The 15,563-nt window shown below is 71.3% G+C and carries 11 protein-coding genes; 2 read left to right on the forward strand and 9 right to left on the reverse strand.

Annotated features, from left to right (window positions below):
* Positions 1-88: 88 nt before the first annotated feature.
* Positions 89-496, forward strand: a complete 408-nt coding sequence (locus ACIBJF_RS47110) for a hypothetical protein (RefSeq protein ID WP_399183858.1) — start codon at positions 89-91, stop codon at positions 494-496.
* Here the strand turns inward: ACIBJF_RS47110 and ACIBJF_RS47115 are convergent.
* The 9 genes from ACIBJF_RS47115 to ACIBJF_RS47155 form a co-directional block, all read right to left on the reverse strand.
* A complete protein-coding gene (locus tag ACIBJF_RS47115; protein ID WP_399183860.1) occupies positions 493-1,989 on the reverse strand; it encodes an acyl-CoA synthetase in 1,497 nt (498 codons plus the stop codon). The two genes, ACIBJF_RS47110 and ACIBJF_RS47115, sit on opposite strands and share 4 nt — an antisense overlap.
* Positions 1,990-2,157: 168 nt before the next feature.
* Positions 2,158-3,711 carry an acyl-CoA synthetase gene (locus ACIBJF_RS47120; protein ID WP_399183861.1) on the reverse strand — a complete coding sequence of 518 codons (1,554 nt, stop codon included), beginning with the start codon at positions 3,709-3,711 and terminating at the stop codon, positions 2,158-2,160.
* Positions 3,708-4,817, reverse strand: a complete 1,110-nt coding sequence (locus ACIBJF_RS47125) for a nitronate monooxygenase (protein WP_399183862.1) — start codon at positions 4,815-4,817, stop codon at positions 3,708-3,710. Before ACIBJF_RS47125 ends, ACIBJF_RS47120 begins: the two co-directional genes overlap by 4 nt.
* Positions 4,818-4,899: 82 nt before the next feature.
* Positions 4,900-6,465, reverse strand: a complete 1,566-nt coding sequence (locus ACIBJF_RS47130) for a phytoene desaturase family protein (RefSeq protein WP_399183864.1) — start codon at positions 6,463-6,465, stop codon at positions 4,900-4,902.
* Positions 6,466-6,938: 473 nt separating this feature from the next.
* The gene (locus tag ACIBJF_RS47135; protein WP_399183866.1) at positions 6,939-9,098 is read right to left on the reverse strand and encodes a tetratricopeptide repeat protein; all 2,160 of its coding nucleotides are present in this window, start codon (positions 9,096-9,098) and stop codon (positions 6,939-6,941) included.
* Positions 9,099-9,214: 116 nt separating this feature from the next.
* Positions 9,215-10,057: an oxygenase MpaB family protein gene (locus ACIBJF_RS47140; RefSeq protein WP_399183867.1), complete on the reverse strand. Its 843-nt coding sequence runs from the start codon at positions 10,055-10,057 to the stop codon at positions 9,215-9,217.
* 676 nt (positions 10,058-10,733) lie between these two features.
* A complete protein-coding gene (locus ACIBJF_RS47145) occupies positions 10,734-11,660 on the reverse strand; it encodes a 3-hydroxyacyl-CoA dehydrogenase NAD-binding domain-containing protein (RefSeq protein WP_399183870.1) in 927 nt (308 codons plus the stop codon).
* 165 nt (positions 11,661-11,825) lie between these two features.
* Positions 11,826-12,377: a carboxymuconolactone decarboxylase family protein gene (locus tag ACIBJF_RS47150; RefSeq protein ID WP_399183871.1), complete on the reverse strand. Its 552-nt coding sequence runs from the start codon at positions 12,375-12,377 to the stop codon at positions 11,826-11,828.
* Between the two features lie 339 nt (positions 12,378-12,716).
* The gene (locus tag ACIBJF_RS47155) at positions 12,717-13,886 is read right to left on the reverse strand and encodes a PucR family transcriptional regulator (RefSeq protein ID WP_399183873.1); all 1,170 of its coding nucleotides are present in this window, start codon (positions 13,884-13,886) and stop codon (positions 12,717-12,719) included.
* Positions 13,887-14,229: 343 nt separating this feature from the next.
* On the opposite strand from ACIBJF_RS47155, the gene ACIBJF_RS47160 reads away from it, so the two are divergent.
* Positions 14,230-15,456, forward strand: coding sequence for an aromatic acid exporter family protein (locus ACIBJF_RS47160; RefSeq protein WP_399183875.1), 1,227 nt, complete (start codon positions 14,230-14,232; stop codon positions 15,454-15,456).
* Positions 15,457-15,563: the final 107 nt, after the last annotated feature.

Below are 15,563 nucleotides of genomic sequence, written 5' to 3' on the forward strand. Positions count from 1 at the left end.
CTGACGGCGATCCGGCTATCCCTGCCCTGCTCCGCAGGAGTCCGATTCCTCCCCGGCCTGAAGGCCGGGGCATCCTCGGAGGAACCCGGTGAACACGACCCACACCGCGCAGGCGCGGGAGGTCCTCGGGCCGGACGCCTTCCTGGCCGTCGAGCACGCCGTGCTGTTCGAGACCGACCCGGACCGGGCCCGCGCCCTCGCGCGCCGGCACCTGCAGGGCTACCTCGAAACCCCTTACAACATCGCCAAGTTCCGTCGGCTGGGCTACAGCGACGACGACCTCTCCGGCGGCGGCAGCGACCGGTTCGTGGACAACCTCGTGTTCTGGGGCGACCCGGACACGGTCGTACGGAAGCTGCACGGGCATGTGGAGGCGGGCGCCGATCACGTCGCCGTGCAGGTGATCGGCGTGGAGCCGGGCGAATCGGCGCTGCCCCAGTGGCGATTGCTGGCCGACGCCCTGCTGCCGTCGAAGACCGCCGACGGCCTCGGCTAGCCGCTGAAGCGGTCCCGCAGTTCGCGCTTGAGGATCTTCCCGCTGGCGTTGCGCGGCAACTCGTCCACGAACAGCACCCGTTTGGGCGCCTTGAAGGGTGCGAGCTTCTCCTTCACGTGGGCGATGAGCTGGTCCTCCGTCACCTCGCCGCGCAGGACGACTACCGCCGTGACGGCCTCGATCCACCGCTCGTCGGGCAGGCCGATCACAGCGGCCTCGGCCACCGCCTCGTGGGTGTACAGGGCGTCCTCGACCTGGCGTGAAGCCACCAGTACGCCACCGGAGTTGATGACGTCCTTCACGCGGTCCACGATCGTGAAGTAGCCGTCGGCGTCGCGCACCGCGAGGTCCCCGGAGTGGAACCAGCCGTCCCGGAAGGCCTCGGCGGTCTCCTCGGGCTTGTCCCAGTAGCCCTCGCACAACTGCGGTGAGCGGTAGACGATCTCGCCGGGCGTGCCGGCGGGCACGTCCTGGCCCTGCTCGTCCACGACCCGTGCGTCCACGAACAGCACGGTCCGTCCGCAGGAGTCCAGCCGGCCCGCGTGCTCGTCGGGGCCGAGGACCGTGGCCAGCGGGCCGATCTCGCTCTGCCCGAAGCAGTTGTAGAAGGCGAGCCGCGGCAGGCGCTCGCGCAGCCGCTGCAGCACTGGGACGGGCATGATCGACGCGCCGTAGTAGGCCTTGCCCAGTCCGTCGAGCCGGCGGGTGGCGAAGTCGGGCCGGCCCGCCAGCGCGATCCACACCGTGGGCGGCGCGAACAGGCTGTCGACGCGGCCCGCCTCGATCAGGTCGAGCAGCCGGTCCCCGTCGGGCGCGTCCAGGATGATGTTGGTCGCGCCGACGGCGAGGTACGGCAGCAGGAACACGTGCATCTGGGCCGAGTGGTACAGCGGCAGGGCGTGCACCGGACGGTCGCCGGCGCTCAGGTCCAGCGCGGTGATCGCGCTCAGGTACTCGTGGACGAGCGCCCGGTGGGTCATCATCGCGCCCTTGGGCAGGGCGGTCGTTCCGGAGGTGTACAGCAGTTGCACCAGGTCCTCGGTGCGCGGTTCGGGCCCGTCGTACGGCGGTGCGTCCGCCAGCCGGGCGAGGAGCGAGCCCTCGGCGTCCCTGAGCGGCACCACCCGTACGCCGTCCGGGAGTCGGCCGGCCAGGTCCGGGTCGGCGAGGACCAGGGTGCTGCCGGACTGGCCGACGAGGTAGGCCAGGTCGTCCCCGGTCAGGTTCTGGTTGACCGGCACATGGACCAGGCCCGCACGGGCGCAGGCCAGGAAGCCGATCAGGTAGGCGTCGGAGTTGTGGCCGTAGGCGCCGACCCGGTCGCCGGGTGTGAGGCCCTCCGCGAGGAGCACCGAGGCCGCGCGGGAGACGGCGTCGTCGAGTTCCTCGTACGTCCAGCGGCGCTCGCCGTACTCCACCGCGCGGCGGGCCGGGGTGCGCCGGGCGCTGCGGCGCAGCACCCCGTCGACCGTGCTGCCGTGTCCCTGGGTCATGGCTCATGATCCTGGGTCCGCCGCGGAGACAGGTCAAGGTCCCCGCCGGCGCAGACCACATGGAGTCGCCGGCGGACCGGTGGCACTCGACCTGTACGCGGAGACCGCCGGTCCCGTGACGGTGGCCGCCAAGGAGATACACCTCACCGGCACCGTGTCGCGCCCAGGTCACACCGGCCGCATGCGCCCCTCCCAGTACGGGTCCCGCAACCGCCGCTTGTAGAGCTTGCCGTTGGGGTCGCGGGGCATCTCGGCGATGAAGTCGACGCTCTTGGGCCGCTTGTAGCCGGCGAGCCGCTCGGCGCAGTGGTCGAGGAGGGCGGCGGCGAGGGCCGGGCCCGGCTCGTGCCCGGGGGCCGGTTCGACCACGGCCTTGACCTCCTCGCCCCAGTCGTCGTGCGGGATGCCGAAGGCGGCCGCGTCGGCGACGGCCGGGTGGGACAGCAGCACGGACTCGATCTCGGCCGGGTAGATGTTCACCCCGCCGGAGATGATCATGTCGATCTTGCGGTCGCGGAGGAAGAGATAGCCGTCCTCGTCGAGGTAGCCGAGGTCGCCGACGGTGAAGAAGTCGCCGATGCGGTTCTTGCGGGTCTTGGCCTCGTCCTTGTGGTACGAGAAGCCGCCGGTGGTCATCTTCATGTAGACGGTGCCGAGTCGGCCGGGCGGGAGCCGGTTGCCGTCGTCGTCGTAGACCGCCAGTTCGCTGATGGGCCAGGCCTTGCCGACCGTACCGGGCTTCTTCAGCCAGTCCTCGGCGGTGGCGAAGGCGCCGCCGCCCTCGCTGGCCGCGTAGTACTCCTCCACACAGTGCCCCCACCAGTCGATCATCGCCCGTTTGACGTGGTCCGGGCAGGGTGCGGCGCCGTGGATGGCGTGCCGCATGGATGTGACGTCGTAGCGGTCCTTCACCTCGTCCGGGAGGGCCAGCAGCCGATGGAACTGGGTCGGGACCATATGGGTGTGCGTGCACCGGTGGGTCTGGATGCGGCGGAGCATCTCCTCGGGGGTCCACTTGTCCATCAGGACCAGGCGGTGGCCTATGTGCAGGGACGCGCCCGCGAACTGCAGGACGGCCGTGTGGTACAGCGGTGAGCAGACGAGGTGGACGTTGTCGTCGAACGGCTTGATGCCGAAGATCCCGAGGAAGCCGCCCAGATAGGCCTCCTCGGGGGCCCTGCCGGGCAGCGGGCGGCGGATGCCGCGCGGGCGTCCCGTCGTACCGGAGGTGTAGTTCATGACCCAGCCGAGTTCCCGGCCCTCGGGCGCGAACCCCGGTCGCCCGTCGAGCAGTTGGGTGTACGGTCGAAAGCCCTCGGCCTCGCCGACCGCGTACCGGTGGGTGGCGGGCAGTCCCGCCTCGTCGGCGGCGGAGCGCGCGGCGGCGGCGAACCGCTCGTGGGCGATGAGCACCTTGGCGCCGGAATCGGCGACGATCCAGGCGATCTCGGGGCCGACCAGGTGGTGGTTGACCGGGACCAGGTAGAGGCCGGCCTGGGTGGCGGCCAGGTAGGCGGTGACGAACTCGACGCCGCCCGGCAGGACGACGGCGAAGGCGTCGCCGCGCTCCAGGCCGGCCGCGCGCAGCCCGTGGACGAGCCGGTTGGCGGCGCCGAGCAGCCGTCCGGCGGTCCACTCCTCGCCGTCGGGCGCGACGAGGACCGGGCGGTCGGGGTTCTGCGCGGCCTGCGCCCAGAATCCGGCGGGAGGCGTGCTGGTCACGTGCCGCTCCTTCCAGCGATGCGGTTGATGCGGTCCACGGCCTTCTCGAAGCCGCGGGTGAGGTCGTCGAAGACGGCCTCGACGCTGCGTTCGCTGCTCATCCGGCCGACGATCTGCCCGACCGGCGTACCGAGCAGCGGTTCGACCTCGTACTTCTGGATCCGGGAGACCGCCTCGGCCACGAGCAGCCCCTGCAGCGGCATGGGCAGGGTGCCGGGTCCGGCCGGGTCGTCCCAGGCGTCGGTCCACTCGGTGCGGAGCTGGCGTGCGGGCTTGCCCGTGAGGGCACGGGAGCGGACGGTGTCGCCGGACCCGGCGGCGAGCAGCTTGCGGGTCAGGGCGGTCGAGTGCAGGTCCGCTTCTGTGGTGGTCAGCCATACAGAGCCCAGCCACACACCCTGAGCGCCGAGTGCGAGGGCCGCCGCCACCTGCTGTCCGCTGCCGATGCCACCCGCGGCCAGGACGGGCAGCGGGTCGACGGCCTCGACGATCTCGGGGGTGAGCACCATGGTGGCGATCTCGCCGGTGTGGCCGCCGGCCTCGTAGCCCTGGGCGACGACGATGTCGATGCCCGCCTCCCGGTGCTTGCGGGCGTGCCGGGCGCTGCCCGCGAGCGCGGCGACCAGCACGCCCCGGTCGTGGGCGCGGGCGACGACGTCGGCGGGCGGGGAGCCGAGGGCGTTGGCCAGCAGCTTGATCGGATATCCGAAGGCGACGTCGAGCTGGGAGCGGGCGACCTGCTCCATCCAGCCGGTGATACGCCACCCGGACGCCTCTCCCTCGGCCGGCTCGGGGACGCCGTAGCGGGCGAGGGTGTCCCGCACGAACCGCCGGTGCTCCTCCGGGATCATCGCCTCGACGTCCGCCTCGGTCACTCCCTCGACCTTCTTCGCGGGCATGACGACATCGAGCCCGTAGGGCAGGCCGCCGGCGTGCGCGTCGAGCCAGTCGAGGTCGCGTTTGAGGTCGTCGGGGGCGGTGTAGCGGACCGCGCCGAGCACACCGAAGCCGCCGGCCCGGCTGATGGCCGCGGCGACGGCGGGGAACGGCGTGAAGCCGAAGACGGCGTGCTCGACTCCCAGTTTCCTGCTCAGCTCCGTCTGCATGGGCGCAGGATGCCGCAGCCGGCCGGACGACGGAAGAGCTTTTCTGACGTCCCGTCAGATTCTTTGCGGGCTTCGGCGTCGGTTACGCGGTGGCCTCCAGCACCGCCATCGCCGCGTTGTGTCCCGGCACCCCGCTCACCCCTCCCCCGCGCACCGCGCCCGCGCCGCACAGCAGGACGTTCGCGTGCGGGGTCTCCACGCCCCAACGGCCCGTGCCCTCCTGGGTGTACGGCCAGGACAGGGCCCGGTGGAAGATGTTGCCGCCGGGCAGCCTGAGGTCCCTCTCCAGGTCGAGCGGGGTCTTCGCCTCGATGCAGGGGCGGCCGTCGGCGTCGGTGGCCAGGCAGTCGCCGAGGGGTTCGGCGAGGTGGGCGTCGAGCTGGTCGAGGGTGGACTTCAGCAGCTCCTCGCGTACGGCGTCGTTGTCCCGGTCGAAGAGCCGGGCCGGCGTGTGCAGACCGAACAACGTAAGGGTCTGGTAGCCGCGCTCGGCGAGGTCGGGGCCGAGGATGGTGGGGTCGGTCAGGGAGTGGCAGTAGATCTCCGAGGGCGGTACGGCGGGTAGTTCACCGGCGGCGGCCTGGGCGTGGGCGGTGGCGAGCTGCCGGTAGCTCTCGGCGATGTGGAAGGTGCCGGCGAAGGCCTCGCGCGGGTCGACGGCCGGGTCGCGCAGCCTGGGCAGCCGGGTGAGCAGCATGTTGACCTTGAGCTGGGCGCCTTCGGCGGGCTCGGGCGACGGGTCGCCGGTGAGGGCGGCCAGTTCCTGCGGGGAGGCGTTCACCAGGACGTGCCGGGCGGCGGCGACGCCCTCGCCGTCGGCCGTGCGGTAGGTGACCTCGGCGGTGTGTCCGTCGGTGGCGATCCGGACCGCCTCGTGCCCGGTCGCGAGGACCGCGCCCGCCGAACGGGCCGCGGCGGCCAGGGCGTCGGTGAGGGCGCCCATGCCGCCGACGGGCACGTCCCAGGCGCCGGTGCCGCCGCCGATGACGTGGTAGAGGAAGCAGCGGTTCTGCGCGAGGGAGGGGTCGTGGGCGTCGGCGAAGGTGCCGATCAGGGCGTCGGTGAGCACCACGCCCCGGACCAGGTCGTCCGTGAAGTTCTCCTCGACGGCGACGCCGATCGGCTCCTCGAACAGGGCCCGCCAGGCGGTCTCGTCGTCGATGCGGCGGCGCAGTTCGTCGCGGCTGGGCAGGGGCTCGGTGAGGGTCGGGAAGACGCGTTCGGCGACGCGCGTGGTCATGCCGTAGAAGCGCTGCCAGGCCTGGTACTCGCGCTCGCCGCCGGTCAGCCGGGCGAAGGCCTCCCTGGTGCGCTCCTCCCCGCCGCCGACGAGGAGTCCGGTGGGCCGGCCGTCCCGCTCCGCCGGGGTGTACGAGGAGATGGTGCGCGAGCGGACGCGGAACTCCAGGCCGAGGTCGCGCACGATCTTCTGCGGCAGCAGGCTGACCAGGTAGGAGTAGCGCGAGAGCCGGGCGTCGACGCCGGCGAAGGGGCGGGTGGAGATCGCGGCACCGCCGGTGTGGTCCAGCCGCTCCAGCACCAGCACCGAACGGCCGGCCCGGGCCAGATAGGCGGCGGCGACCAGGCCGTTGTGTCCTCCGCCGACGATGACGGCGTCGTATGTGCGGGTGTGCTCGTTGGCAGGCATGGTTCTTCGTAACACGTGGTGATCCATGACGGCCAGAGGTACGCCCCCGGCCGGGGGCGGGTGGCGTCCGGCGGTCGGGGGGTGTCGGCTGGAGGTGGGGGCCTTGGGGGCCGGGAGGCTTGGGGGCCGGCCTCGGGCGGGGCCAGGCGGCATCGGGCAGAGGCACGGGCCGGGGCATCGAGCAGAGGCTGGCGGCCTCGGGCGGGGCCAGTCGCGTCGCCGACGGGCGGGGCGGCGTCGGGTGGGGGCGCCCGGGGCAGGCGGCCTCCGGACCCGGGCGAAGGCCGGGGGGCTGCGCGTGGGCGGCTCGGATCGCGCGGTCTTGATCATGGACCGAAGGCGGACGGTCCCTCACACGCCCTTGTGCATCGTCTTGTGCCGGCACCCTCGCTCACACGCCCGAATCAGCGACGCCGACCCGCCACCCCACCTCACACGACCCAGGTCAGGTAGCCGCCGGCGGGCGTCCTCCCTCAGCCCGCGCCGGACGCATGCCGTCGGTGGACCGCCGCGACCCTGCGGTACAGCTCGCCGGCCTCGGTGCTGCGGCCGAGGCGCTCCAGGCAGTGGGCCTCGTCGCCGCGCGCGGTGAGGGTGTCGGGGTGGTCGGGGCCGAGGGTCTGCTCACGGGTGGCGGCGACCTGCCGGTACTCGGTGAGGGCCTGCGCCCAGCGGCCCAGCCACCCGAGGGCGACCGCGATCTCGCGGCGGCTGACGAGGGTGTCGGGGTGCGCGGGCCCGAGGACCTGCTCGCGCAGCAGACAGACGTCCCGGGCCTCGGTCAGGGCGTCCTCCCAGCGGCCGAGCCGGCCGAGGTTGACCCCGAGGCCGTGCCGGGCGCGCAGGGTCTCGGGGTGGGTGGGGCCCTGGACGCGGGTGCGGTCCACGATCAGCTCGCGGTACAGGCGCAGGGCGTCCGCGCTGCGGCCGAGGCGGCCGAGGCTGAGGGCGGTCTCGTAGCGGGCGGCGAGGGTGTCGGGATGGTCGGCGCCGAGCACGCGCGCTCTGGCCTCGGCGACCTCGCGGTAGAGGCGCAGCGCCTCCTGCCACCGGCCCGACTGGCCCTGGACGTAGGCGACTTCGCAGCGCGAGACCAGGGTGTCCGGGTGGTCGGCACCGAGCACCCGGGCCCGGGCGGCGGCCACCTCCAGCGCCGTACGGCGGGCGTCGTCCAGACGGCCGAGCCGGCCGAGGGTGCAGGCGAGGTTGTGGCGGCAGCGCAGGGTGTCGGGGTGGTCGGGGCCCATGGTGCGCACCCGGGCGGCCAGCACCTCCGCGTAGACCTGGTGGGCCTCGAAGTGGCGGCCCAGCCGGCTCAGCGCGTAGGCCGTCTCCTGGCGGGCGGCGAGGGTGTCGAGATGGTCGGCGCCGAGCACGCGCGCTCTGGCCTCGGCGACGTCCGTGTAGGCGGCCAGCGCCTCGGCGACCCGGCCGGCGCGGACGAGGGCGAAGGCCGCCTCGTAGCGGCCGGCCAGGGTCTCGGGGTGGTCGGGGCCGAGGAGGGCGGCCCGTTCGGCGGCCACGGCCCGGTGCGCCTCGCCCGCCTCGGCCCACCGGCCGAGCCCGGCGAGCCGGACGGCCTCGCGGTGCCGCGCGCTGCGCTCCGCAGGGGGTGCGGCAGCCCACCGGCACGACAGCATCGCCCCCGACACCGGCGGCAGCGCTCCGAGGCCGGTGCCGAGCGCCTTGGGGCCGGTGGTCATGCCGTGAGTCCAGGCCGGCGGCCGGCTCCGGCCCCCGGCGTCCGGGAGCGGGGATTCGACGGTCCCCGGAAGGGCGCCCGTGGTGCGCCCGCCTCGGAGCCGGCGGACCAACTCCCCCGCGTCGTACGGCCGTTCCTCGGGCCGTTTGGCCAGCAGGTCGAGGATGATCCGCTCCAGGTGACCGGGCAGTTCCGGGCGGTGTTCGCGTGGGGGCCGCGGTGGGGTGTCGCGGTGGCCGATGAGGATCGCCCAGGCGTCCTCCAGATCGAACGGCGGTGCCCCGGTGGCGATTTCGTACAGCACGCAGCCCAGCGAGTACAGGTCGCTGCGCTGGTCCACCGCGTCGCCGCCGATCTGTTCCGGGGACATGTAGTGCGGGGTGCCCAGCGCGACGCCGGTGCCGGTCAGCCGGGCGGTGAAGCCGATGTCGTGGCCGAGGCGGGCGATGCCGAAGTCACAGATCTTCACGGTCCCGTCGGTCAGCCGGACAACGTTGGCGGGTTTCAGGTCACGGTGGACGACGCCCTGTCGATGGGTGTAGGCGAGAGCGGCGGCGACCTGTGCGGCGATGTCCTCCACGTCCTCAACCGGCAGCGGATGACCCTTGTTGTCCTGCAGCAGCCTGCTGAGGTCGCGGCCCTCCAGGAACTCCATCACCAGATACGGGACCCCGTCGGACTCGCCGAAGTCGTGGACGACGGTCACCCCGCGGTGCGAGAGGCCGGCGGCCACCCGGGCCTCGCGGCGGAAGCGCTCGCGCAGGACACGGGCGAGGGACGGATCGTGGTACGGGCCGAGCGGTTTGAGGCACTTCACGGCGACCTGCCGCCCCAGGGGCTCGTCCCGGGCCCGCCACACCTCGCCCATTCCGCCCCGCCCGATCACGTCGAGCAGCCGGTACCGGCCCTGAACCAGCCTGTTCTCCCCCATAGCGATCCGCCGCCCCCGTCGCCGTCCGCCCCGCCGCCGGAAGGCCGGCTCGGGACCGCGCCCCACCGCGCCGACCCGATCCACGCCACACCCCCCTGCTCGTCCAGTATGGCGGCCTATCGCCCGACTTTGTACGGTGCCGGACGCGCCCCCGGTCCGAGCCGCGCCATGGCCCGCAGGATGTGTTTGGGCGGCAGTTGCCAGCGCACACGTGCGGGAACGCACCGCAGCAGCGCGCCCGTCGCCCGCAGCCGGCGTGTGACGACGGCGGGTGCGGGAGCCGGTCTGCCGTACAACTCGTGGGCGTACGGCGGCAGAGCGGCGTACGCCAGGTGCGCCACGCGCCGCCACAGCACCTCGCGCGCCGGGACCAGAAGGGGGTGCGTCGGAGGTCGGAGCAGGAAGTCGTCCACCTCGCGTGCCTCGGGTCCCGCCGCCAACTCCGGCCGCACTTTTTCGAAGTACGCGGCGAGTTGGTCCCGGCTCGCCGGCACGGTCTGCGGGTCGAGGCCCACCAGACGGGCACTGACCCGGTGTTCGGCTATGTAACGGTCGGCCTGCGTATCGGTGAGCGGGAAGCCGGAGCGGCGCAGGACGTGCAGATAGGAGTCGATCTCCGCGCAGTGCACCCAGAGCAGCAGCGCGGGTTCGTCGACGCCGTATCGCTCGCCGGTGTCCGGGTCGGTCGCCGTCAGCATGCTGTGGATCTTCCGCACCCGGGCGCCGGCTCTCTCGGCCGCCTCGGTCGTGCCGTACGTCGTCGTCCCGACGAAGTTCGCGGTGCGCATCAGCCGGCCCCAGGCGTCGCGCCGGAAGTCGGAGTTCTGCATGACGCCGCGAACGGCGCGGGGATGCAGGGCCTGGAGGTACAGCGCGCGGACGCCGGCGACCCACATCATGGGGTCGCCGTGCATCTGCCAGGTCACGGAGTTCGGCGTGAACAGCCCGGGTTCGCCCATGCCCGCAGTGTGACCAGGATTGCTGGTCGGCGCCAGGCCCACGTTCACGACCTGCACCGATGCCTTGGCCGCCAGGCACGCCGGACCCGGAACCGAGGGCTCGACGGCTGATGACCGTGCGCCCGCGGAAGGCCGCGCTCGCCGCGCACGCCATGCGGCACATCGAGCCCGGCATGGCGGTCCTCCTCGACGACTCACCACCGTCCTGGAGATGGCCCGCCGGCTGCGGCTCGCGAGATCACGCCGCTGACGGTCGTCACCAGCTTCCTGGAGGCGGTCAACCTCCTCGCCGGGCAGCGCGGCATCCATCTGATGGCGCTGGGCGGCCACTACGACCCGCTGCGCCGAGGTGAGCGAGGCCGGCGACATCGAGGACGAGCTGGTCACGGCGCTCGACAGTGCCGAGGTGCTGGTCGCCCGGATGGGCCCGGTCACCGCGCCCGCGCGCCCGGCCGACGGCCACCGCTGCCGGCCGGAGTGCCCGAGCTCTGGGCAGGTCCAGCCCGCTCGGCGGGCGCTCCACCCTGAGGCGGATCGACATGCTGCGCCGCGCACCCGCTGCGGTGCGGGGCGTACCGTCCCCCGCGCCTCGACCCGGCCTCGGCGGGCGGTCTCGCACACCGGCCGCCGCGGTGGCGTCAGGGCGCCCTGGAGGTCGAGATCGCCGATAGCGTCTCTACCGGGTGGAAGCGGGCGGAAGCCCACCCAGCGCTCGCATGAGGGCGATCTGCGCCCGGTCCCGGTGAGCGGCGAGTTCCTCGATGGGGCGGTCACCGAGGTAGGCCTCGGCCTGCTCGCTCAGGAGCTTGACCGTGGCCTCGTCGAACGTCGGGTTTCCCAGGTACTTCCAGCTCTGCTCCATCGCGGGCGCGAGATGCGAGAGGAAGTGAGCGAACCCGCCGGATCCACCGCCGAGATGAAAGCTCTGGAAGGGCCCGGCAACCGCCCAGCGCGGGCCGATCGAGGAGGTGACCAGCTCGTCGAGTTCCTGCTCGGTCACGACTCCCTCGGCTACCAGATGGACGCACTCGCGGAAGAAGGCCGCCTGCAGACGGTTCGCGACGAAACCCGGAACTTCCTTGCGCAGGACCTGGGGCTTCTTGCCCAGCGCACTGTAGAAGGCGCGTGCCCTCTCAATGGTCTCCTCGGAGGTGCGCTTGCCCGGAACGATCTCGACAAGCGGCACCAGGTGCGGCGGGTTGAACGGGTGGCCGACGATCAGGCGCTCGGGCCGCTTGAGGACCGTGGCGATCTCGCCGGCCGGAAGACCGGAGGTCGAGGTGGCGAAGAGCGCATGGGCGGGAGCGTTCTCCTCGATGGTGGCCCATATCTGGTGCTTGATTTCCAGGCGCTCCGGACCGTTCTCCTGCACTACGTCGGCGTCGGCCACCGCGGCGGCCAGATCGGCCTCGAAACGCAGACGGGCAGTCAGATCGGCGGTCCTCCTACCGAGCTCTTCCAGCGTGGAGGCGATGTCGGCCAGGCCTACACACACCTGGCTCTCCGTTGTGGGGGCCGGGTCGCTGATAATGACCTCGCATCCGTGGGCGAGGCACAGGGCGGCCCAGGACATGCCGATGACGCCTGCGCCGACGATGGTCACGTTGCGGAACGATTCCGCGTCCACGGTGTTCATGGTGTGCAATTCCCTGGGGGTGGTGTGCATCGCTCCGGACGATGCATGAAGGATTGAAAGCCGGCGTCCGGGCCTGCCATGCGGGCAACGGCACGGTTGACGTCTGTCACCGAGACGACGCGGCGCCGGTAGCTACATTCGCCGACTGGCGTCGATCACGGCGTCGCCGTGATCCTTCTCGACCTCCACCTCGAGAACGGTGCAAACCCGCCCGAAGGACCAGTAGAAGCCGGTCACCTGCATGATCTCGAGAATCTCGCGTGAAGTGAGGCGCTCTTCGACGGCGGAGAGGATCTCGCCGGAAACGGTCGGAGCGGCGACGACGGCGGCCACAAAGCGAATGATGGCGCGATCGTCGTCGGGGAGCTCCGGAGCGTTGAAGTCCTTGCGCTTGATCGCATCCCGTACGGCGTCCGGCACGCCGACGGATGCTGAGATCGGCACGTGCTGCGTGAATTCGTATGCGCAGTCCGTTGCGCTGGCTGTGGTCAGAATGGCCAGTTCGCGGTTTCGTGGGGAGAGTGCCAGCTGGGTGAATTGCGCCTGGCCCTGCCGGAGGAAGACCTCAACGGTGGCCTGCGAGTGCGACAGCATGTCGAATGCTGCGTGCTGCGGCAACTGGTCGAGGAAGTCGCGCAGTTCCTTGGGGAATGCCTGCCGGTCGGGGTAGGGAAGTCGAGACACAACGGCTCCTTGTGAGAATGCGACGGCGAAGTGCCGCTCGGCGACGGCAGTGGATAGCGAGGACCAGACCATCTGGAAACGGCCGGCCACCTTCGCTGGACTGCGGGTCGATTACCTACATGTGCCAATCTAGGTTCGGGCGACGACGGCCCAGCGGTGCCCGACTACAAGTTCTCGTAGTCTTTCTCCTGATGGGCGCGGTGCCGCATTCCGGACAAAGTGCTACGGCGGCCTGACACGGGTAACCGAGGATGACGTACCCGTGACGCGACACGGCGCCATCACCAGGGCGCCGCACCCACCGATCAGCCGCGTCAGCAACGCCTCAGGTCAATTCAGCTAGGTCGTGGGATAGAGGCGGAGCGCGACCAGGGATGCGACGAGTCCGTCGCCCGTGCGCGGATCGAATCCGGTGAGTTCGTGCCACCGGCTGAGCCGGTAAGCCAGCGAGTTCGGGTGCAAGTGCAGTCCGCGGGCCGCGGCGGCCACCGACAGACCGTGGTCTGCGAATGCGACCACGGCCTGGGCCAGGTGGGGGTCCGTGCGCGAGGTGGACACGGCCTTGGTGAACAGCGGGGCCAAGCGAGTGGCCTGCTCGCCGAGGCTGGCGGCGAGCCAAGCGTCGGCGAAGTGCACGACGCCGGACTGCCCGCCCGCCCGGGACAGCGCCCGGGTCGCGTCGATGATGCTGTCCGCCGCCCCGGCCAGGCCGGGCCGGGGCATGCCGGTGCCGATCGCGCCGGCGTCCCGCCGTGACGGGATTGCGGCGGCGGCCGCGGTGACGGCGTCCGGGTCGTGCCGCTGGCCCAGGACCAGGAGGCGGGTGCCGGCGGTGGCGCAGTGGAGTTCGCCGGGCAGAGCGGTCAGTCGATTGCGCAGTTGTTCGGTGCGGTCGTCCGGCCAGTCCTCGGCGGGGAGGCACAGCGCCTGGAACTCGCCGTCGGGTTGGTAGCCGAGCGCCTGGGCCGGCGGGGCCGCCTGCTCCAACTGGACGGGGTCGGCGGTGAGCGCTGCGAGCAGCCGGTGGGCGAGTGTGGCGCGGGTGACCTGGGCGCGCTGGAGTTCCTCGCTGTAGGCCTCGGAGGCGTTGCCAGTGAGGATCCGGATCCAGGTCCAGATGAGGGTGACCAGATGCGTCAGGTCGCCGACGTGCTCGGGGTGGTCGGTCGTGGCCTGCCGCAGGATCGTGTTCCAGGCCTCGCGAAAGGTGATGTGGTAGGCGCCGAGCATCAGTTCCAGAGGCAGGCCCTGCTGGGCACGCCGTCGGCCGAGTTCCCGGGCGTGCGCGATCTCCTCGTCCCCCGGCAGGCTCTGCTCGGCGATGCCGGCCAGCAGCATGCGACCCTCGTGGACCACGAACTCGCGGTGTTCCTCCGTCGACACGACGGCGTATTCGGGAATCTCGGCCCGGATTCCCCGGACGACATCGTGACTGATCTCCGGCAGGTCCTCGGTGATGCGCGCGCAGATCAGGGCGACGGCCTCCCGGGCCCCATTCGAGAGCCGCACCGGTGGAGCAGGGTTCGCGGATTCCACAAGGCCGACCCTAACATTTGCCTCTTTTCGTCAGGAAACAGTACCTCTTGTAGTGGGAAGCGCAAAGTGCCGGACGGACAGCTCGGCCGGCGCCACCCGGGTGTCCTTGCCGCGTCGCTCATGACAGGGCTTCGTGGATACCACAAACCGGCACCCGATATTTCCATGCTTTCGCCGTAGTTTTGCCGGTTCTGCGGTGAAATGCTCGAAGCATCCGGCAAACGGGTGAAAACCAGCGGTCTCGTCGCGGCCACGTACGACACCGCGACAAGCAGCACCTGACGTCATCGAGATGCCCCACCGGCGGAACAGCGATATGGATCATTTTCTCCTCGGCATGCGCCGTGGAATCGCAGGAGCAACACCACAGACCTGGACGACCGCACTGCGCGGGATGAGCACGATCCGCGCGAGCAGGGGTGGGTACGTCCTGAGTCATGGCGTGAAGAGCCTGATCGCAGCGGTGCTCACATGGCGGCTCATCGCCTTGTGGCTACCAGGGCAGCAACAGTTCCTGGGCGTGGGCACGGCGTTGGTCATGGCCAATGCGTCCACGGTCTACAGTTCGGTGGTCCATGCTGTGCGCCGGGTGGCGATCCAGGTATCAGGCGTGTCCCTGGCCGTCGCCGCCGCCTGGTTGCTCGGCGCCACCGCTGGAGCCATCGTGGCCGTCCTGATGGTGGTGCTGGTCAGCGGTGGACGTCGCAACGGCGAGGACCGCCTCCAAGTCGCCTCGACCGCGGTGATCAGCCTGACGGCTGCCGCTGCCGCTCCGGTGGGACATGTGGTCGTCCCCGTTGTCTCCACCCTTGGCGGCGCCATGGTGGGAATCGCGATAAACGCCCTGGTCTTTCCGCCGACGTACCTCGGTCAGTCCGACACCGCTGTGCGCAGTCTGGCCCGCTGCATGGGCACGCTGTTGCAGGACATGGGCCGTGGCTTGACGGAAGGCCGGTCTCCAAGTCGCGCGCACATCTGGCTGGAGAGGACGCGAGAGCTGGAGCAGCAAGTCGCGGAAGCCCGCGACGAGGTGCGGAAGGCAGCCGAAAGCCTTCGCTGGAACGCCCGTGCAGCCGCCCGCCGGCACCACATGTCCGATGTCCACGCGTACGCCCTGGAGGTTCTCCATACGGCGTCGTTCCAGGTTCGAGGCATCGCCAGGACTCTGGCCGACAACATCGACCAGGACACCGGCCACGGCCTGAAGCAGGAGTTCGCTGTCCGGTACGGGGAAGCACTCGAGTTGGCGGGGCAGGTGTTCACCACATATGCCGCTGTCGGGGTGGCGGCCGACGCAAACCAAGGCGACGCCCAAAGGCAGTTGCGCACAGTGATCGATCGCATGTTGACCTGGCATGCCGCGGTGACCGGTCTGATCGAGCGCGGGGCATTGAGCAATCTGAACGCATGGCATGTCTATGGATCGCTCGTGGCCGACGTTGAGCGACTCCTCACCGACCTGGACAGCATCGAGCAGCCTGAAGAAGCAGGAGCGGCTCAGGTTCAGGAACGGCTGAAGTCGTCGACATCCTTGGCGTACTGAGCCCGGATCCACCGGCTTGATTCCGGTGTGATCGTTTCGGGGTCGGGCAGGCGGTGTCGGGGTTGAGTTGCGGATTCGGGCGTGGCGTGGCCGCTGGTCTACCCAGC

The sequence above is a fragment of the Streptomyces sp. NPDC050743 genome, assembly GCF_044456925.1.
Taxonomy (GTDB): domain Bacteria; phylum Actinomycetota; class Actinomycetes; order Streptomycetales; family Streptomycetaceae; genus Streptomyces.